Raw genomic sequence first — 19,539 nt, forward strand, 5'->3', positions numbered from 1 at the left:
ATTGCGGTACAGGGTCGGAACTAACATGGAAGACAGATCACGCTGAAGGCACATGAGGAGATCATGGCCAGTCAAGAAGTGGGTCATTCCACGTGGTTCCGATCCTGTATTCCCATTATCAGCGTCAAGTTGTTTGTGTGTGGGGTTAGGTTTATAGGTATTTGTCGAAGCTGTCGGGGTAGGCCACGGCCATTTGGTTGATGGCTTGTTTCCAGCCGGAAACTCTGGCTCCTTCCGTGAGTCTGCCGGTTGTCGCTGAGACTCGTTTGCCCTGCTTTGCCCTCTTGACAGCTCGTTTGTCCTCGGTGTTGCAGATCATCAACCACAACGTCTTCATCGCTGATTCATCGTTGGTGAACTGCACCCTGTTGCGGGTAGCTTTCCGCAGTTCATTGTTGAATGATTCAATCGAATTCGTCGTATAGATTACTTTTCTCGCTGCCGGTGGGAACTGCAGAAACGGTACGAAACGTTGCCAAGCATCACGCCACACCTTGACTGAACGGGGATACTTTTCTCCCAATTCAGAAGCTCCAAATTCGTCTAAGGCAGCACGGGCTGTGGACTCGTCCGTGGCGGTGTAAATCTTTTTCAACGCGGCCGATACGCCCGGCGATCCCTGTAGGCTACCCATCGGTTAGCTGCGCGAATCAGGTGCACGATACAGGTTTGCACCATAGAGTTCGGCCACGTTGCTTCAACTGCTTCTGGCAGGCCTTTAAACCCGTCACAGCAGACGATAAAGACGTCCTTGACCCCACGGTTAGAAAGATTGGCGCATACCTGCGCCCAAAATGAAGCGCCTTCTTCTTTGGCAATCCACAATCCCAAAATGTGCTTGATACCGTCGAGATCCACGCCGATTGCCATGTACGCACTCTTGTTGACTACTCGGCCGCCGTCGCGGACTTTAATGCGCAACGCGTCCAGGAAAATGACTGGGTAGAACTCGTCTAGCTGGCGGTTTTGCCAGACCATGACCTCATCGAGCAGGGTGTCAGTAACCGCAGAAATCGTCTCATGGGAAATATCAACACGCATCGCCGTTGCCATATGGTGCTGGATGTCCCTAATTGTCATCCCACCGGCCTACAAGCTGACGATCATGTCATCAACATCAGTCAAGCGCCTAGAACCTTTAGGGACCATAGTCGGCAAGAATGTTCCAGCCCTATTCCTCGGCACATCAACGGTGACTGGCCCGTAGTTAGAATCCACAGTCTCTGGATACGACCCGTTGCGGTGATTGTCTGTTTTAGCTGCAGCTTTGCCGCTCCTGTCGCCAGACTCGTAGCCCAGGTGGGCATCCATTTCAGCGTTGAGGCCTCTGGTAATCGAGGCCTGTAACATGCCGCGAACCAGGTCATTAGCATCCGTTGTGGACGTGTCTAGGTCGTCAATCAGCTTCGCGATGTCAGGGTTAGCAAGAAGCTTCTTTTCAATCGCATCAATCTTGGCCTTATCAGCCGACTCTCGTCTCGCCACAGTAGTCAATCTGGTCGATCTCCTCATGCAGGTTAGGTACCCACACACAAACCATCAGACACTCTCTATTCCGAGGCCACTCCGGCCGCATGGGCCGCGCACAACAAGGACCGCGATAAGCTGCAGGACATTAGCCGTGAGATGCTCGGCAGCGCCCTCGACTTGGTCATGGCAGCTGGTCATCCGTTCTACGACAATGACCACCAAAAGGTCGATACTCCGGATTACAGCTTCATGTATGAGGAGGACTACGCCAAGCTTTCCGCTGGCGAGACCGACTGGAACTACTTTGAGTCCAACGATGACTTCAAGAAGATGGCGGAAGGCGACGTCAAGCCGGACCAGAAGTACTGGGGTATCGCACAGGTAGGATCCACCTTGCAGAACTCCCGCTCTGGCGAGGCGAAGGAGCCGTACTCTGATCCGCTTAACGACGTCGTGGATCTCCCCACCATGACCACCGGCGCACTCAACGCACTGGGTCAGAATGAGGATGGATTCTCCGTCATGATCGAGGGTGGTGCCATCGGCTGGGCCGGACACGGCAATAACCCGGTGCGTGACATCGAAGAGACCCAGGACTTCAACAAATCGGTCGATGCCGCCGTCAAGTGGGTAGAGGAGAATTCTTCGTGGGAGGAGACCCTGCTGGTTGTTACCGCAGACCACGAAACCGGCTATCTCTCCGGTGCGAACGAGGCTCGGACTGAGGATAACCCTGAGGCGGATAACCGCTTCAACGCTATGGAAGGTGAGAAGGGCAAGGTTGCTCGCCACGGTTGGTACTCCGGTCAGCACACCAACCAGTTGGTGCCGTTCTTCTTCAAGGGCGCCGGCTCCGAGGACATCATGGCCCGTATCTCTGGGACCGATTTGGTCCGCGGTGATTACATTGACAACACCCTGGTAGCCAACTTGACCTTTGATGAGTGGTGGAACGATGGCACCGGCCAAGCAGACGACCCAGAGCAGTCAGAAGACGCTGCCAACCCGTCCGATGACGCCGGCAAGGAAGGCAGCAGCAAGGGCTTTGCTGCTGGACTAGCTACGGGTCTGGGAATTCTGGGCGCCGTGGTCGGCGGCCTCGGCTTCCTAGCTACGCAGATGGGCGTGCTTAGCATTGACTTGAAGCCCATTTATGAGCAGCTCAAGCGCGTGGGCCTGCGCTAAACAGCATCAGGCACACCGCCTTACCTAAAGGCCCTGCTCTTCGCCGTGGAAGTGAAGGGCAGGACCTTTTCTTAGCGCTGGGAAATGGGGGTCGGCTGGATCTTCCACACCTCGTTCGCGTAGTCCGCGATGGTTCGGTCCGAGGAGAAACGACCGGAATAACAGATATTTAGCCACGCCTTCTTTGCCCACGCAAGCTCGTCCTCTTTATACTCCGCGGCCATGCGGTCGCGGGTCTCGCGGTAGTCGGCGAAGTCACCTAGGACGTAGTACTGGTCTTGGGCGTGCTCCCCGAAGCCGTCGAGAAGCGAGGCGCGCAGATCGCCGAAGATACCGGCATTGTCTGCGCCCAGGGTGCCGTCGACAAGCGCATCCAGTACGCGGGCCAAGCCTGGCACGCTCTGGTAAAGCTCGCCCGGGTTGTACTCTGCGCGCAGCTGCGGCAACTCCTCATTGCGGGCGCCGAAGATATAAGCGTTGTCCTCGCCAACCGCCTCGACGATTTCTACGTTTGCTCCATCCATGGTGCCCAAGGTCAGGGCACCATTCATCATGAACTTCATATTGGACGTGCCGGAGGCTTCCTTGCCAGCCACAGAAATCTGCTCGGAGATATCAGCGGCTGGGATGATGTGCTCGGCGGGGGAGACGTTGTAATTCTCTACGAAGACGACGCGGATGATGTCCTTGGTGTCCGGGTCGTTATTGACTAGGTCTGCGATGGTGTTGATGAGCTTAATAATCGCCTTGGCGCGGTCGTAGCCCGGTGCGGCCTTGGCACCAAAGATGAAAGTACGCTTCGGCACGGTTTCGCCCTCGTCCTTGATGCGGAAGTAGAGGTCAAGGACGTAGAGGGCGTTCATCAGCTGGCGCTTGTACTCGTGCAGGCGCTTAATCTGCACGTCAAAGATGGAATCAGGGTCGATTTCAGCGCCTTGGTGGACGTTTACCCACTGCGCAAAGTCGCGCTTATTGGCCTGCTTGATCGCGATCAGTTCTCGTAGTAGGTCAGCATCGTCGGCCTTATCGGCGAGTCTGGCTAGCTGGGTGAGGTCAGTAACCCACGCATCGGAACCAGCCTGCTGGGTGAGCAGTTCTGCCAGGCGGGGGTTGCACATCTTCAGCCAGCGGCGCGGGGTGACGCCATTTGTCTTATTATTGAATTTTTCTGGCCAGAGCTCATGCCATTCGGACAGCGTATCGGCCTTGATAATTTCGGTATGCAGGGCAGCGACACCGTTAATGGAGTAAGCGGCGTAGCAGGCGATCCAGGCCATGTGAACCTGTCCGTTGGACACCGGCGCCATGTAGTCAATGCGACCCTGATCCAGGCCGCGATGGGCCATATCTTCGCGGAAGCGGCGATCGATTTCTTCCACCAACTGCCAGATGCGCCAGAACAGCTTTTGGAAGATGGACACTTCCCAGCTCTCCAGTGCCTCCGCGAGCACGGTGTGGTTGGTGTAGGCGAAGGTCTCGGTGACGATCTTCCACGCCGCATCCCAGCTCAGACCATGGTCATCGAGCAATATGCGCAAGAGCTCTGGGATGGCGAGCACTGGGTGAGTGTCATTGAGCTGGATGGAGTTGTACTGTGCAAAACCGGTGAGGTCCTCGCCGTGCTGGGCAATGTAGTTATCCACCATGGTCTGCAGGGAGGCGGAGACAAAGAAGTACTGTTGGCGAACACGCAGTACCTTGCCCTCGTAGGTGGTGTCGTTGGGGTAGAGCACGCGGCAGATATCCATGACGCGCTCGCGATCGACAATGGCCTCCGTAAAACGCTGGGAGTTGAAGGCATCGTAATCGAATTCATCGATGGGCTCGGACTTCCACAGGCGTAGCGTGCCTACGTTATCGGTTCCATAGCCGGTGATAGGCATGTCATAGGGAATGGCGCGCACATCCATGTCATCGAAGTGGACACGGCGTTGCTCGGAGGCGCGGCGGATGATGAAGTCATAGCCGTTTTCCATCCATGCATCAGGCTGTTCCTTCTGGAAGCCATTCTCAAAGGACTGGCGGAAAAGGCCGTAACGGTAGAGCAGGCCATAACCGGTGACGGGGTAGTCCTGGGTGACAGCGGAATCGAGGAAGCAGGCGGCAAGGCGGCCCAGGCCACCGTTGCCGAGCGCGGCATCGTGCTCGGCGTCGAGGATATCGCTCAGCTCGTGATCGGCAGCGGTGGCCGCTGCCTTGGCATCGTCGACCAAGCCCAGGTTGGTGAGGTTATTGAGCAGCGCGCGGCCCTGCAGGAACTCCGCGGAGAAGTAGTGCTGCTGGCGGGTGGCAGCGTAAGCCGAACGGGTGCGCTCCCAATTATCGGCAATCTGCTCCATGACGGCGCCGGATAGGCCCGACCAGAACTTGCGGTAGGAAGCGCTGTGCGGGCTCACACCGGAGGCCGCACGAACATGGGAGGGAACGGTGGATTCGAAAACAGAGTGCCGTGGCTGGCTCATGTGAAACCTTAAATTAGTGGGATGTCACGAAACGCCTGCCAGCTTAATAGGATTGGCGCAGCCTTGCAGGGGGAATAGGGAAAGGCGCGCCGGGTACCTAGGACTTAGCCAAGTAGGTCAATGCCGCACCATATGCTGCCCGGGTGGAGGCATATACGGTCGGGGCATAGTCCGGAAGGAAGGTCGCCTGGTGGTTGACAGGCGGATCCTCTAACTCATTTTCCGGAGTGCAGCCGATGTGCCAAAAGACATAAGGTACGCCCCATGCTTGTGGTAGATAGCAAAAGTCCTCAGAGGCGGTAGAAGGGGAGGCGATGACCGAATCGGAGCCGAAGGCGGCATCGAAAACCTCGGCCACTGGTGCGTGGGCCGTGGCGTCGTTATCGGTGACCTCGCCGTGAGCGTAGTACTCAAAGGTCGGGTCTTGTTCGCTTCCGGACGCCACACACTCGGCCGTGACCATGCGCTCGAGGGAGGCATAGACCTTTTCCGCGAGTGCGGGATCGTAGTAGCGCGTATTGAGCACGAGCTCGGCGGATTCGGGGATGATGTTGTTTTTATCGCCGGAGTGTAGCTCGCCTACAGAGATGACAAAAAACTCGTGTGGGGCAACTTCGCGGCCCACGATAGCTTGGAGGCGGGTGACGATCATGGCCGCGATATAGGTGGGGTCGATGGAGTTATGGGGCATGGAGGCGTGGGCCGATTTTCCAAAGACGCGAATGCGCAGGGAATCGCAACCGGCCATGATGGGGCCTGCGGTGTGGCGCACAGTACCGGCGCGGCCGGGCATGATGTGTTGTCCTAGGCAAATATCGGGACGAGGCACACGCTCGATGAGGTTATCGGCCAACATGTCCTTAGCCCCCACGGAGGATTCTTCGGCCGGTTGGAAAAGGGCGAGGAAGGTGCCGGACCAGGAGCTCCGAGAGGCGTCGAGAAGCGCGCAGGCACCCAGCAGCGCCGTGGTGTGCATATCGTGCCCGCAGGCGTGCATCTTTCCATTAGTGGCGGAATAGGACACGCCGGTGGCTTCCTCGACAGGCAACCCATCGAAGTCTGCGCGCAGCAAAGCAGTGGGCCCATGGCCGTTGCGGAAGATAGCGACCATACCAAAGCCGCCGATGTGTTCTACTACTTCGCAGTCAAAATCGGCGAGCTTGGCGCGGATGCGAGCGGCGGTGCGCTCCTCTTCATGCGAAAGCTCGGGGTGGCGGTGCAGGTCTTCGTAAAAGTCCTGCTGCCACCCCAGATCGGCTTCTTGGGAAGTGACAAGCTGGGCGATGCGGGCAGAATCAGACATGGTTTCACACCTTAGGGATTGGGTAGGGTTGGCGCTATGCCGGTTATTCAATTTGATGTTTTGGTTCCCAACGCGCAAGCAGAGCGCGTCGCGGAAATCTTTACCACCGCCACGGACAAGCTGGTGGAGAGTGGTTCGCTTTCCTCAGCTGACGTTACCCGCCCAGAGGCACCGCAGTTTCCAGAGGGGTTGGAGGAGCAGCTGCGGCAAAATTATCGCGACGAGCATGAGGACCGCGACCTTGAGGACGCGAGCGTGCACCGCTACGACATTGCGGTGGCGGGCGTGAGTGGCTCGGTCAACCAGCTGGGCATGGTGCTCTCGCGCCTTCTCACCCCGCATGCAGTGCTGCCCAAGGACCACGTATTGCTTGAAGACGAGCTGGCACATGAGCGGCCCGCTATCTTCCCGTGGTCACTGTCCATTCGGCCTTAGAGCTGCTTAACGATGTCCCCGGCGGCCGCCGCTAGCTGCTGGGGCAACGAGCCTTCTTGGCTAAGGGGAGCGCAGTAGGCGTCGGTGTCGTGCTCGAAGGAGCCGGCGATAATGCCCACGGGAGTTCCGGCTTGTCGGGCGAGATCCGTGATGGTACCGACTCCCTTGCCGGTCAGAGACTGTTCATCGAAGCGGCCCTCGCCGGTAATGACGAGATCGGCAGCGGCGATCTTTTCCGGAAGGCCCAGTGCTGCGGCCACGTGCGTGCCGCCGGATAGGACGCGCACGTGTTCGTCTGAGCCCCAGAGGGTGCGCGAGAGCCAGGACAAGCCAATGGGAAGGCCACCCGCGGCGCCATAATATGCAGAATCTGCATCGGTGCCGGTAACCTCGCAGGCTTGGAGCATGGCGCCGGCCAGCAGCGCTACTTGTTCGCCTTTAGCTCCTTTTTGGGGGCCGTACATGGTTGCCGCCTGCACTGGGGTAGCGCGGGTATCTGCCAGCAGTGTGAAGTCGAGCATGCCGGCCTTGATATTGAGCTGCGCGGTATCGATGTGGTCCAGCTGAACGAGAGGAGCGCCGCCCTTGGGCAGGGCATAGCCGCGGGCGTCGTGCGCGGCGGCGCCGAGTGCGGTGAGGACGCCCATCCCGGCGTCAATGCTGGCGGTGCCGCCTAGTCCCAGCACGATCGAGGTAGCGCCTCGTGTTTCTGCGTCCGCGATCAGCACGCCGGTGCCATAGGAATCGGCGTGGAGCGGATCAAGGCTGTCCTGCACGGCTGGCAGCCCGGTGGCAGAGGCGACGTCAATGAACGCAGTGGTTCCGGCGAGAACATAGCTTGCCTGAGTCAAGCGGCCAATGGCGTCGGTAGTGGGCAGGGTAATGGTCTCGGCGGATTGTCCGCCGGCCGCTGCTGCCTGCGCAAGGACGGCAGCGGTGCCCTCGCCGCCATCGGCCATGGGCAGGGTGGTCACTGTGGCGTCGGGAAGCACCTGGCGCACTCCCATAGCAATGCTGGCTGCGGCCTCGGGCGCGGAGGCGGTGCCTTTAAACGAGTCTGGGGCGACGACAATATGCATGCCCGCAATTATAAAGCCCGTGTGCAATGGGGCACTGTGCGGCTTAAGTTTCGAACGGTCTACAGAAAATATCTATCTTTATTGTGGCTGGTAAAAGGTGTTGTGTATCTCCCTAACCCCTCGAACCTGCTTGCATTATCGGTAGTGTGATAGGAAACTGGTATCTGTTCTTACAAGTCCACAGAATGGAATGCACACCATGTCAGTAGATAGCCAAATCTCTGAGTACTACGACAAATTGCTCAAGCGCAATGCGGGAGAACCAGAATTCCACCAAGCGGTTTCTGAGGTCCTGGATTCGCTGAAAATTGTCCTGGAAAAAGACCCGCAATACGCGGACTACGGACTGGTGGAGCGCCTGTGCGAGCCTGAGCGCCAGCTCATCTTCCGCGTGCCATGGATCGACGATAATGGCGAAATCCAGGTCAACCGCGGCTTCCGCGTTCAGTTCAACTCCGCGCTCGGCCCCTACAAGGGAGGCCTCCGATTCCACCCCTCGGTCAACCTGGGCATCATCAAGTTCCTCGGCTTTGAGCAGATCTTCAAAAACTCCCTGACCGGCCTGCCCATCGGCGGCGGCAAGGGCGGTTCTGACTTTGATCCCAAGGGCAAGTCCGAGGTAGAGGTTATGCGCTTTTGTCAGTCCTTTATGACGGAGCTGCACCGCCACATTGGCGAATACCGCGACGTGCCAGCCGGTGACATCGGCGTCGGCGGCCGCGAGATCGGGTTCCTCTTTGGCCAGTACCGCCGCCTGACCACGCAGCACGAATCTGGCGTCCTTACCGGCAAGGGATTGACCTGGGGTGGTTCCCTGGTTCGTACTGAGGCCACGGGCTTTGGCACGGTCTACCTCACCAATGAGATGATGAAGACGCACGGCGAGTCTTTCGACGGCGCCAAGGTTATCGTCTCCGGTTCTGGCAATGTGGCCATCTACGCCGCAGCTAAGGCCCAAGAGCTCGGAGCCACCGTAGTGGCCATGTCAGATTCCTCCGGCTACATCACCACCCCTAATGGCGTAGACATTGAACTGCTCAAGGACGTCAAAGAAACCCGCCGTGAACGTATTTCCACCTATGCCGAAGAAGCTGGAAACGGCGTGGAATTCCATCAGGGTGGAAATATCTGGGAAGTACAGGCAGACGTGGCTTTGCCGTGCGCAACGCAAAATGAGCTTGATGGTGAATCCGCAAAGAAGCTCGTCGACGCCGGCGTGCGCTACGTAGCCGAAGGCGCCAATATGCCGTCTACCCCAGAGGCGGTCCATGTCTTCCAAGAATCTAAGATCAACTTCGCGCCGGGCAAAGCCGCCAACGCTGGTGGCGTTGCTACCTCCGCGCTAGAAATGCAGCAAAACGCATCCCGTGACTCCTGGTCCTTTGAATACACCGATGATCGCCTCCATTCGATCATGTCCAATATCTTTAAAAACATCGATAGCACGGCTAAAGAATATGACCGTGAAGGCGATTACGTTGCCGGTGCAAATATTGCTGGCTTCAAGAAGGTAGCGGACGCCATGCTGGCACAGGGCGTCATTTAGTAGCTCGCTTTTACTTTTAAGCTCCCCTTCTGCACTGCCTTTGTGTAGTGGAGAAGGGGAGCTTGTGGCTTTTTAGAAGCGCCATTAATTCCGTGCGCGGGCCGATAGTTGGAGATGATCGGCTCTGGAAGTGAAACCTGCAGTATACACTCGGTGCGTGGCCTCCACGTCTGGCACGTGAGGGCATGTAAAATTCGCAGCATGTACCGTGTCTTTGAGTCCCTAGATGAACTAGTCCAGCACTTGGAAGAGGCCCATAGCCTCCCTATGACCTCTAATTGCATGGTTCCGCGCCATGAAATGCTCGCGCTTCTCGACGACCTCCGAAACGCCCTGCCTGTTGAAATTGATGACGCGCAGGATGTCTTGGATAAGCAGGATGAAATCCTCCACGGCGCCGAAGAGCGTGCGGACCAGACCATCAATGACGCTAATGCGCAGGCCGATGACATCGTGGGCCATGCTCGCGAGGAGGCGGATGCGACGGTCTCCCACGCAGAACAGCATGCCGCCAAGCTAGTGGCTGATGCTGAAGCTCGCGCTCAGTCCATGGTGGAACAGGCCCGCGCGGAGGCTGACCGCACCATTGCTCAGGCCAATGATGAATATGAACGTTCCGTTGCAGAAGGTCGTGCTGAGCAAGAACGTATGGTTTCGGAATCGGAAGTTGTCCGCCGCGCTGATGAGGAAGCACACCGCATTGTGGAGTCCGCTCACACCGAGTCCAACCGTCTGCGCAGTGAATGTGATGAGTTTGTAGACGGCAAGCTAAGTGAATTTGAAACCACCCTCAATGGGCTGCTGCGCACCGTAAGCTCTGACCGCTCTGCACTGCGCGGCGGTGCCGGCGTCCGTTCCCGCGGTGGCGACTACCAGCCCACGGGTCGTGCCGGTGGCGTTGCGGGAGGCCCCCGTTACGCAGAAGGCGAAGCATACGAGCGTCGCTATAACGAGCGCTAAACCTTTAAATTCTTTCTGCCCTTAAGCTTCATTTCCTGGATGGCACGGGGCTCTGGAGCTTGAGGGGTGAGGGATGGTTTGGTCCCTTATATCAGGCACGGCTAAAGGCTCTGGTGGGTGGGCAGACGGTTTGTCGTACACCGTCTGCCCACCCACCAGAGCCTTAATGTTTTCCTACCAGCGCGGGTAGTTCAGGAGGTTGTGCGGGAGCGCGGCAGTGTGGTGGGCACTGCCGTATTTGCTGCATGGGGAGTAGCTGTTAACGGCGTGTGTGGACGTGGCGCTGCCTTCTTTGCTCGAGGTGAGATGCGCAGGCGCGGCGGATTGGACGGCCATACATGCTGCAATGATTGTGGTCACTAAGCCGGGGAAAAGGAATGCAACGAGTGCGGTAAAGAAATAGGAAGACAATGACGTCAAAGAACTATCCCTAAAGTTTTGCGGAAAGCACACGGCGCACATACTCACTAACGCACCTGTGGCAACTAGCATGGTGCCTACAGAAATAAGTGCGGTAGGAATGGTCTCCCGTGAGAACCAGGTAATGGCGCCTGCGCTTAGGGAAAAGATGAGTGCGCCGGTAAGCACCGAAAGGTCCATGCCAGTGGGCAATACCAGGATGGTGCCAGCTATCAAACCGGCAACGATGCTGCAGATGAGTGCAGTAAAAAGGCGAATCCCACTAGCGCCATAGATTCCTGAACGGTCCGGCTGTGGAGTGGCGTGCACGAGCGTGCCGGCAATGGTTAATACCGCGGCAGGAAGGCAGCTAAACATGGCGAATCCGAGTGCGATGCTGCGTGGATCCGGGGAGGCTAGCGCCAAGTGGTAAGTCATGTCTCCACATTAAAGACGGCTTTGGCTTGGGAAAAGGCTATTCCGGAAAGGCATAGGCCCTTTTACTTTAAACGACAGACTCTTGACAGAAAGTTTGCCTGTGCTGGCCGCTAGGCGGAGTTTGCGGGGCAAGGTAGACTACCTAGTGTTATGACATCACCATTGAAGTTCGATGTGGGCGAATTGTTGAACGCCCAAGGCGCTGACGCACTGCCGGAGCAACGTACCCAGACCGGCCCCGCACCTGAGAGGATCGGCGTCGAGATGATCGCTATTCCGAAGGGCGAGGAGCTCACTGTAGACGCCACCTTGACCCCTCTAGGTGCAGGTGTCTTGGTGGATGCCAACGTATCTGGACGGCTGACAGGGGAATGCTCCCGGTGCTTGAAGGAACTGCACCCAGAGCTGGACTTGCACGTCACGCAGGTCTTTGCTGCCGATGAATCTTTCGTCTCTGGCGATGATCCTGCAGCCGATGATGAAGGCTCCGGAGATGAAATTCCGGAGATCGAGGATGATGAGCTGGACCTTTTGCAGGCCGTGATCGATGAGGCAGGCCTCAACCTTCCCTTCGCGCCGGTGTGTGAGGACGGCTGTGAGATTGACACGCCTGAAGGGGTGACCACCGGTATCTCTGGTGAAGAAGAGGAAGATAAGGTCGATCCCCGCTGGGCTGGTTTGGAGAAGTTCCTATGAGCCGCAAAAAGAAGCTAACCGGGGAAGAGGCACTGGCAGCTGAATTTGCTGCAGTAGACCACAGCCCATTGTTGGAATCGCTCGGCGTGGAGTTGCAGCCAGAACACCTGCGTTTGGCGCTTACTCACCGGTCGTTTGCCAATGAGAATGGGCATTTGCCTAATAACGAGCGCTTGGAGTTTTTGGGCGATGCGGTGCTGGGCCTGTCGGTGGCCTCTCAGCTCTACATCACTTATCCCTCTCGTCCTGAATCGGATATTTCCAAGATGCGTGCTTCGATCGTCTCGCGCTACGGACTATCGGATATTGCTCGTGAGATAAACCTCGGCCCGCACATATTGTTGGGTAAGGGCGAGCAATCCACTGGTGGCCGCGATAAGGATTCCATCCTTGCCGATACCACCGAGGCAATCTTTGGCGCTATCTACCGCGAGCATGGATTCGAAACTGCGCGGGATGTCATCCTGCGCTTGTTTGCGGAAAAAATCGAAAATGCCACTGTCAGCGGCCGCCACTTGGATTGGAAGACCACTTTGCAGGAGCTGTGCGCCGAGCTTAAGGCACCGATGCCGGTCTACTCGGCTACCTCCACCGGCCCAGAACATGACCAAACCTTTAACGCGGTAGCTACCGTAGCTGGTCTAACCGTGGGCAATGGAGTGGGACACAATAAGAAGCTGGCCGAGCAGCAAGCGGCTCAGGAGGCGTGCCAGACTTTGCGTGAGACTCCTCTCTTGGTGCAGGGCACTGCGCATAAAGAAGGCTAAGCATGCCGGAACTGCCGGAAGTCGAGTCCGTACGCCGGGGTCTTGAGCCCCACGTGGTGGGGCGGACTTTTGAGTCTGTACGAGTGCGGCACCCCCGCGCCAACCGTGGCCAAGATGAGCCACTTTCCGGTCTTCTTGTCGGTAAAGAGATCGCCGCTGTGGCCCGGCGAGGCAAGTTTATGTGGCTGGAATTTGTGGGCGAAGATTTCATGGATCCCCACCGCGACGTCCTTTTTGTCCACTTAGGCATGTCGGGCCAGGTTCGAATCGGCACGACTGATTCGCCGCATCTGCGCATTAGTGCTCAGCTAAGCGGTGGGGTAGAGCTTAGCTTTGTAGACCAGCGCACCTTTGGCTATTGGCTCTATGCACCGTGGGCGAAGATCTCGCACATTGGCATTGACCCGTTGGAACCAGACTTTGACATTGTGGCTACCGCACGGCGCCTGCGGGCAAAGAAAACTGCAGTAAAGACCGCACTGTTGGATCAAACCTTGGCTTCTGGAATCGGCAATATCTATGCCGATGAATCCCTGTGGGCGGCACAGATTCCGCCCCGCAAAAGGGCATCGACGTTGCGACAAAAGGATGCCATAGCCCTGCTCGAAGCGGTCCAAGAGGTTATGGTCGCCGCCCTAAAAGTGGGTGGCACGAGCTTCGATTCCTTGTACGTTAATGTGAACGGCGAATCGGGATACTTCTCGCGGTCCTTGGCCGCGTATGGGCGGGCTGGCCAGCCCTGTCAGCGTTGCGGAACGCCCTTGGAGCGCTGCGTAATTTCAGGACGTTCCACCCATTTCTGCCCCCATTGCCAATAATTTATGGCGCATGGGGTTCACGTTGTGAACCTCAAGGCAGTAAATTATTCTGCATGGATTTTCTTGAAGATGTCGTAACGACATTTAATGACGGCGTTTGGTCGTGGATTCTGCCCTGGCTGCTCATCGCTGCGGGCCTATTCTTCGGCATTCGTACCGCTTTGGTGCAGGTGCGCATGGTGCCGGATATGTTCCGCGCCGTCGTCGAGCGACCCAAGGGGGAAGGTCGCGATGAGGACGAGGACTATGGCGGCATCTCTGCTTTCAAGGCCTTTACTATTTCGGCCGCCTCCCGCGTCGGCACCGGTAACGTGGCCGGCGTGGCCGTGGCCATTTCCGTGGGCGGCCCAGGTGCTGTCTTTTGGATGTGGCTCATTGCCATCCTTGGTGGTGCAACTGCATTCATCGAATCCACGCTGGCGCAGCTGTGGAAGGTGCGCGATGGTGATGGTTACCGTGGCGGCCCAGCGTACTACATGAAGCGGGGTTTGGGCTGGGGCCCGCTTGGCGTTCTTTTCTCCATCGTTATCGCCTTTACCTTTGGTTTGGTCTACAACGCCTTCCAGACCAACGCCATCGCGGATGCGGTGTCCTTCTCTTTTGACCGCGATGACACCATGTTCCGCGCCATCATCGGTGTTGTTATCGCCCTGGTTGCAGGCCTCATCATTTTTGGCGGTGTTAACCGCATTGCCAATATCACCCAGATCATCGTGCCTTTTATGGCGGTGGCTTACCTGCTTGTCGGCGGTTTTGTAGTCATCACGAACTTTGACAAGGTGCCGGGAATGATTGGAGATATTGTCGGTCACGCACTGGGCATTAAGGAAATCGCAGGCGCCGGTCTCGGTGCGGCCATGATGAAGGGTATTCAGCGCGGACTGTTTTCCAACGAAGCTGGCGAGGGCTCTGCTCCGAATGCAGCGGCTACCGCGGCAGTCTCGCACCCTGTCAAGCAGGGACTGGTGCAAACCCTTGGCGTGTACTTCGACACTTTGGTGGTGTGTACCATCACCGCTTTCATCATCTTGCTGGGGCCGGAGATTGCCTACGGCGCTGAAGCAGAAGGCGTCTCCTTGACCCAGGCGGCTTTGTCTTCTGAGGTGGGCGAGTGGGGCATCCACTTCCTCAGCTTCATCCTTTTCTTCCTGGCTTTCTCCTCCATCCTGGGCAATTATTACTTGGCGGAATCTAACCTGGAGTACCTCACCCAGAGCAAGCTTGCGCTGGTAATCTTCCGCCTCGTTGTGCTTTTCTTTGTCTGGTTCGGCGCAGTGGGCTCTCTGCCGCTGGTCTTTGCCTTGGCCGATACCGGTGCGGCAACGATGGTGATTCTCAATATCATTGCCATCGTGCCACTATCCGGTGTGGCGATTAAGTTGCTCAAGAATTACAACAAGCAGCGCAGGCAAGGCATTGACCCGGTATTCCACCGCGATATGATGCCGGAGCTGAAGGGCGTAGAGTGCTGGGACGGATCGGATCCGGTCACTCGCCGCAGCGAGGAGGATCGCCGCGTGTTGCGCGATAAGGGACACCACGACCGCTATTAGAAATTAGGGAGGCCGCATGGCGCTGGAGAGAATGACCGCTTTTGTCCATGGGCACGTTCAAGGCGTGGGCTTTCGGTGGTGGACGCGCTCCCGTGCCCTTGAGCTCGGCTTGAACGGGCATGCCACTAATCTGGCCGATGGCCGGGTGCAGGTGGTAGCTGAAGGTCCGCGGGAGAAATGCGAGGAATTGCTGGGACTCCTCAAAGAGCAGCCGAGTACGAGCCGCCGCCCGGGAACGGTGGATCTGGTCGTCGAACAATGGGCTGCCCCTAAGGGCGAATCTGGCTTCATCGAACGCTAACTCGCAGCACAAGCCCGCCCAGCCGAATCTCGAGGCTCGGCTGGGCGGCTGCGTTCAAGGCTTGCTAAACTTACCCAAATGCACCTGAAATCGCTGACGCTGAAAGGCTTCAAATCATTCGCGTCGGCGACGTCTCTGAAATTCGAGCCAGGAATTTGCGCCGTCGTCGGACCGAATGGCTCCGGCAAGTCCAATGTGGTCGACGCCCTGGCCTGGGTTATGGGTGAGGGAAGCGCCAAGACGCTGCGCGGTGGAAAGATGCAGGACGTCATCTTTGCCGGCGCTGGTGACCGCAAAGCGCTGGGGCGCGCCGAGGTCACCCTGACCATTGATAATGCGGACGGTGCGCTGCCAATCGAATACTCGGAAGTGTCGGTCACCCGCCGGATGTTCCGCGATGGCGCCAGCGAATACGAAATCAATGGCTCCAAAGCGCGCCTGATGGATATTCAGGAGCTGTTATCTGATTCCGGTATTGGCCGCGAGATGCATATTATCGTCGGCCAAGGCAAGCTTTCTGAGATCCTAGAATCGCGGCCTGAGGATCGGCGCTCGTATATCGAAGAAGCCGCGGGTGTGCTCAAGCATCGCCGCCGCAAGGAAAAAGCGCAGCGCAAGCTCACCGGCATGCAGGCCAATTTGGATCGCCTGCAGGACCTTACTGATGAGTTGGGCAAGCAGCTCAAGCCTTTGGCCCGTCAGGCTGAGGCCGCGCAGCGCGCTGCCACTGTACAGGCTGATTTGCGCGACGCTCGCCTGCGGCTTGCCGGCGATAGGGTAGTGCGCCTGCGCAGCAAGTTTCAGGAGGCTGAGCGCGCGGCCGAGGTCCTAGCCGAGCAAGTAGAAGAAATTACTGCGCAGCTAGAAGAGGCAGCGGGTTCCCAGCTAGAAGTGGAAGTCCAGCTGGAGGAGATTAACCCCAAGGCGGATTCCGCCCAAAAGCTGTGGTTCGACCTATCCACGCTGTCCGAGCGCATTTCCGCTACCCAGCGCATCGCGGAGGAACGAGCGGCCAATGCCGGCGCCCAGGTGGCCTATTCTGGTCAGGATCCGGATGACCTAGAGGCCCGTGCTGCCCGCGCGGACGAAGAGCATGCGGAGCTTCTCGCCGCGGCAGAGGAAGCTGCGGAGCGCTTGGAGGCTATCCGCGAGGAGGTAGCAGAGCGTCGTGAGGCATTCGAGGCCGCTGAGCGCGAGCACATGGCGCAGCTGCGTGCTATTGCGGATAGGCGTGAGGGCGTCGTCCGCCTCATCGCCGCAGAAGAAAAGGCGGCAGGCCAGGTAACTTCGGCAGAAGAGGAGTTGGCGCGTCAAGAGGAGACTTTGACTTCTACCAAGCAGCGCACCCAAGCTGCCCAGGCGGAAGCCGATGAGGTAGCGGATAAGTTGCAGTCTTTGGCCGGTGAGCGTGAGCCGCTAGAGGAAGCCCATGTGCGAGCGGCCAGTGAATCGGGTGCGGCCGATAAGCGTTTGGAGCAGCTACGCGATGAGCAGCGCGAGCGCGAGCGCGCCGTCTACACGTTGCGCTCCCGCATCGATACCTTGGCTCAAACTGCGCCGGAAAAGATTGAGGTCGGCGAGCATTTCCAACCGTTGGCCGAGTTCATTACCACCAAGTACGAGACCGCGGTAGCTGCCGCGTTGGGTGCTTTTGCAGAGGCCCAGGCGGGCGAGATTTCTGCCCAGCTGATTGCGGACTTGGAAAAGGGCACGCGCTCTGCGCTTATCGACGTCTCCGTGGCCGCCCCTTCCTCTTCCTGGCGCGTGGATGCGACTTTGCCCGCAGGCACCTCGTGGTTGCTCGACCACATTGCGGTGGTTCCAGAGGTATCCGCCGCGTTGCACCGCCTCCTTGCGGATGTCGTGCTCGTCTCCGATGTCGCGGAGGCGAAAAAGCTGGTGGCCGAGGACCCGCGCCTGCGTGCGGTCACCGAATCCGGCGTGGTGCTGGGGGAAGGTTGGGTAGAAGTAGGCACCGGTGCCTCATCCACCGTCGAGGTTTCCGCCCGCATCGCGGAGGCAGAGGAGCAGTTGGAATCTGCCACGCAGGAGCTGGAAGAACTATCGGGCACGCTTGAGGGCGCGAAGATTGCGGCGGAGGATGCCCGAGTGACTGCAGCCTCGGCAAAGGCCGCCTTGCGCGAGCACGATACTGAAGTTGATGCGTGGAAGCGCGATCACCAGCGCCTGCTCAAGCAATACGAGGCCAATAAGAATGAGCACGAGAAGGCCGCGGCGCGCGCGACCGAGATCGAGGTTAAGCTGACCGAGGCCCGCACACAGCTTGCCGACGCCCGCGATAGGCTCGCCCGCGTCGATGCGGACGAACAACCCGACGAACCCTCTTCGGTGGAGCGCGATGAGGCCTCCGCAGCATTAGAGCAGGTCAAGTCCATGGAAATGGAGGCGCAGGTTGCAGCCCGTTCTGCCCAAGACCACGTGGGGCAGGTAGCGGGGAAGGGAGAGGCGTTGCGTCGCCAAGCGCAGCATGAACGCCAAGCCAAGGCCCGCCATGAGCAAGCAATGGCGCGGCGCAAGGCCCAGGGAGAATTGGCCGGTGCGGTAGCCAAGCATTCCCGCGATTTGGCTGCCCGCGCCACGCAGCTCCTCGAGCGCGCGACCTCTGAGCGCGATGATTACTTTGCACAGCGCACCTCCCTAAACTCGCAGCTGCAGCAGGCCAAGCAACACGTCTCGGCCGCGCGGCAGCAGCTGGACCGGCTGACCAACCGCGCCCATGACTCGGAAATTGCTCGCTCCCAGGCGCAGGTGCGTGTGGACGAAGCAGAAGCCAAGATTGTGGAACAGCTGGGCATTGCGATTTCAGATCTCTTGCAGGACTACACTCCAGGCGAAGATTTTGACCGCGGGGCGGAAAACGCGCGCTTGAAGCAAGCAGAAAAAGACCTCAATTCCCTAGGCAAGGTCAATCCGCTCGCGCTGGAAGAATACAAGGCTTTGGAGGAGCGCTATTCCTTCCTCTCTACTCAGTTGGAGGATGTCATCCAAGCCCGCAAGGATCTGGCGGGCGTTATCGAAGATGTAGACGCGCAGATTTTGCAACTGTTTACGGATGCGTGGCACGACGTCGAAGCAGAATTTCCTAAGGTTTTCCAGACCCTTTTCCCCGGTGGCGAGGGGCGGCTTATCCTCACAGAGCCGGAGGACATGCTCACCACTGGCATCGAGGTGGAAGCGCGCCCACCGGGCAAGAAAGTCAAGCGCCTGTCCTTGCTATCTGGTGGCGAGAAGTCGCTTACTGCGCTTGCGATGTTGGTAGCCATCTTCCGCGCCCGCCCCAGCCCGTTCTATGTCATGGACGAGGTTGAGGCAGCGCTTGATGACGTCAACCTGCGCCGTCTCATTGCCCTCTTCGAAGAGCTGCGGAAAGACTCGCAGCTAATCGTCATTACGCACCAAAAGCCGACGATGGATGTCGCCAACGTCCTTTATGGCGTAACCATGCGCGGCGATGGTGTTACTCGCGTGATTTCGCAGCGCATGAATCCCGCAGGCAGCGCCCCTGGAACGGAGCAAGCCAGCGAGGATGCCACTCGCTTGGGCGTAGATGCTCCCCGTGGTGACGAGGCGGGGAAGTAGCCTGGGCTCGTCGACTTCCCGCAGAAATCCTTCCGCTATAGGAGGGGGTTTGGCGTGCCGCGAGCTGAGAAGACTGGCACTATAGAGGCATGAATTCTTTATGGTTATGGATCGGCATTGCGATCGTCGTCATCGTGCTGATTATTCTTTTCGTAGTAATCGGCAAAAAGCGCGGCGACGCCAAAAAGGTGTCCTTTGATAAGCCTGCTGAGGAAGAACCGAAGCAGCTGACCCAGGAGCAAAAGTCCGGCAACTATCAAGCCAAGTCCGGCTTTAACTTCGCTCCTGCTGGCGGCGCTAAGGAAGCGCAGAAAGCCCCGGTTCAGGCGGACAAGTCAGCTCAAGCGCAGCAGGCAGCGAAGACAGAGCCGAATGCTACAGACATCGCCAACGAGCAGCTCAGCGGCAAGACCTCACAGTCTAAGGAAAAGCCGCAGGCACAGGCTAAGCCGCAGGCTGATAAGCCACAGTCTGCTCCTGTCTCTTATACACATCTCCCAGCCCACGAGACCCTGACCACTATCTGG

General features: G+C 58.2%; 14 protein-coding genes and 2 pseudogenes. 11 read left to right on the forward strand and 5 right to left on the reverse strand.

Annotated elements, in window-relative coordinates:
• Window positions 1–151: 151 nt before the first annotated feature.
• Window positions 152–1,512, reverse strand: a pseudogene (locus QP934_RS10215) (IS256 family transposase).
• Between the two features lie 114 nt (window positions 1,513–1,626).
• Between QP934_RS10215 and QP934_RS10220 the strand changes: the two are divergent.
• On the forward strand, window positions 1,627–2,655 hold the full coding sequence (locus tag QP934_RS10220) for an alkaline phosphatase (protein WP_419127464.1): 1,029 nt from the start codon (window positions 1,627–1,629) through the stop codon (window positions 2,653–2,655).
• A 71-nt stretch (window positions 2,656–2,726) separates the two neighbouring features.
• Here QP934_RS10220 and QP934_RS10225 read toward each other — a convergent pair whose 3' ends face one another.
• Together QP934_RS10225 and QP934_RS10230 are read right to left on the reverse strand one after the other, a co-directional pair.
• A complete protein-coding gene (locus QP934_RS10225; RefSeq protein WP_419127465.1) occupies window positions 2,727–5,117 on the reverse strand; it encodes a glycogen/starch/alpha-glucan phosphorylase in 2,391 nt (796 codons plus the stop codon).
• Between the two features lie 97 nt (window positions 5,118–5,214).
• A complete protein-coding gene (locus QP934_RS10230; RefSeq protein WP_419127466.1) occupies window positions 5,215–6,420 on the reverse strand; it encodes an amidohydrolase in 1,206 nt (401 codons plus the stop codon).
• A 36-nt stretch (window positions 6,421–6,456) separates the two neighbouring features.
• Here QP934_RS10230 and QP934_RS10235 point away from each other — a divergent pair, with 36 nt between their 5' ends.
• A complete protein-coding gene (locus QP934_RS10235) occupies window positions 6,457–6,855 on the forward strand; it encodes a hypothetical protein (protein WP_049378311.1) in 399 nt (132 codons plus the stop codon).
• Here the strand turns inward: QP934_RS10235 and QP934_RS10240 are convergent.
• Entirely contained in the window at window positions 6,852–7,934 is a 1,083-nt protein-coding gene (locus tag QP934_RS10240; protein ID WP_419127467.1) for a glycerate kinase, read from the reverse strand. The two genes, QP934_RS10235 and QP934_RS10240, sit on opposite strands and share 4 nt — an antisense overlap.
• A gap of 199 nt (window positions 7,935–8,133) precedes the next feature.
• Between QP934_RS10240 and gdhA the strand changes: the two genes are divergently transcribed.
• Window positions 8,134–9,480, forward strand: a complete 1,347-nt coding sequence (gene gdhA, locus QP934_RS10245) for an NADP-specific glutamate dehydrogenase (protein WP_419127468.1) — start codon at window positions 8,134–8,136, stop codon at window positions 9,478–9,480.
• Window positions 9,481–9,681: 201 nt separating this feature from the next.
• Window positions 9,682–10,440, forward strand: a complete 759-nt coding sequence (locus tag QP934_RS10250) for a DivIVA domain-containing protein (RefSeq protein WP_198491654.1) — start codon at window positions 9,682–9,684, stop codon at window positions 10,438–10,440.
• Between the two features lie 174 nt (window positions 10,441–10,614).
• Here the strand turns inward: QP934_RS10250 and QP934_RS10255 are convergent, their stop codons facing one another.
• Window positions 10,615–11,277 carry a hypothetical protein gene (locus QP934_RS10255; RefSeq protein WP_340418761.1) on the reverse strand — a complete coding sequence of 221 codons (663 nt, stop codon included), beginning with the start codon at window positions 11,275–11,277 and terminating at the stop codon, window positions 10,615–10,617.
• 150 nt (window positions 11,278–11,427) lie between these two features.
• Here QP934_RS10255 and QP934_RS10260 point away from each other — a divergent pair, with 150 nt between their 5' ends.
• The 7 genes and pseudogenes from QP934_RS10260 to QP934_RS10290 all read left to right on the forward strand — a co-directional run.
• Window positions 11,428–11,973: a YceD family protein gene (locus tag QP934_RS10260; protein WP_049378306.1), complete on the forward strand. Its 546-nt coding sequence runs from the start codon at window positions 11,428–11,430 to the stop codon at window positions 11,971–11,973.
• The gene (gene rnc, locus QP934_RS10265) at window positions 11,970–12,740 is read left to right on the forward strand and encodes a ribonuclease III (RefSeq protein ID WP_049378305.1); all 771 of its coding nucleotides are present in this window, start codon (window positions 11,970–11,972) and stop codon (window positions 12,738–12,740) included. Before QP934_RS10260 ends, rnc begins: the two co-directional genes overlap by 4 nt.
• Before the next feature lie 2 nt (window positions 12,741–12,742).
• Window positions 12,743–13,558, forward strand: a complete 816-nt coding sequence (gene mutM / locus QP934_RS10270; protein WP_419127469.1) for a bifunctional DNA-formamidopyrimidine glycosylase/DNA-(apurinic or apyrimidinic site) lyase — start codon at window positions 12,743–12,745, stop codon at window positions 13,556–13,558.
• Window positions 13,559–13,611: 53 nt separating this feature from the next.
• Window positions 13,612–15,111 (forward strand): alanine/glycine:cation symporter family protein, encoded by a 1,500-nt coding sequence (locus tag QP934_RS10275; RefSeq protein WP_340418763.1) that lies wholly within the window; start codon window positions 13,612–13,614, stop codon window positions 15,109–15,111.
• Between the two features lie 16 nt (window positions 15,112–15,127).
• On the forward strand, window positions 15,128–15,412 hold the full coding sequence (locus tag QP934_RS10280) for an acylphosphatase (protein WP_340418764.1): 285 nt from the start codon (window positions 15,128–15,130) through the stop codon (window positions 15,410–15,412).
• A gap of 78 nt (window positions 15,413–15,490) precedes the next feature.
• Complete coding sequence (smc, locus tag QP934_RS10285) at window positions 15,491–19,012, forward strand: chromosome segregation protein SMC (protein ID WP_419127470.1); 3,522 nt, start codon at window positions 15,491–15,493, stop codon at window positions 19,010–19,012.
• An 89-nt stretch (window positions 19,013–19,101) separates the two neighbouring features.
• Window positions 19,102–19,539 (forward strand): annotated as a pseudogene (locus QP934_RS10290) (signal recognition particle-docking protein FtsY); the annotation flags it as partial.

The organism is Corynebacterium sp. MSK122, assembly GCF_030229435.2.
GTDB classification, from domain to species: domain Bacteria; phylum Actinomycetota; class Actinomycetes; order Mycobacteriales; family Mycobacteriaceae; genus Corynebacterium; species Corynebacterium marquesiae.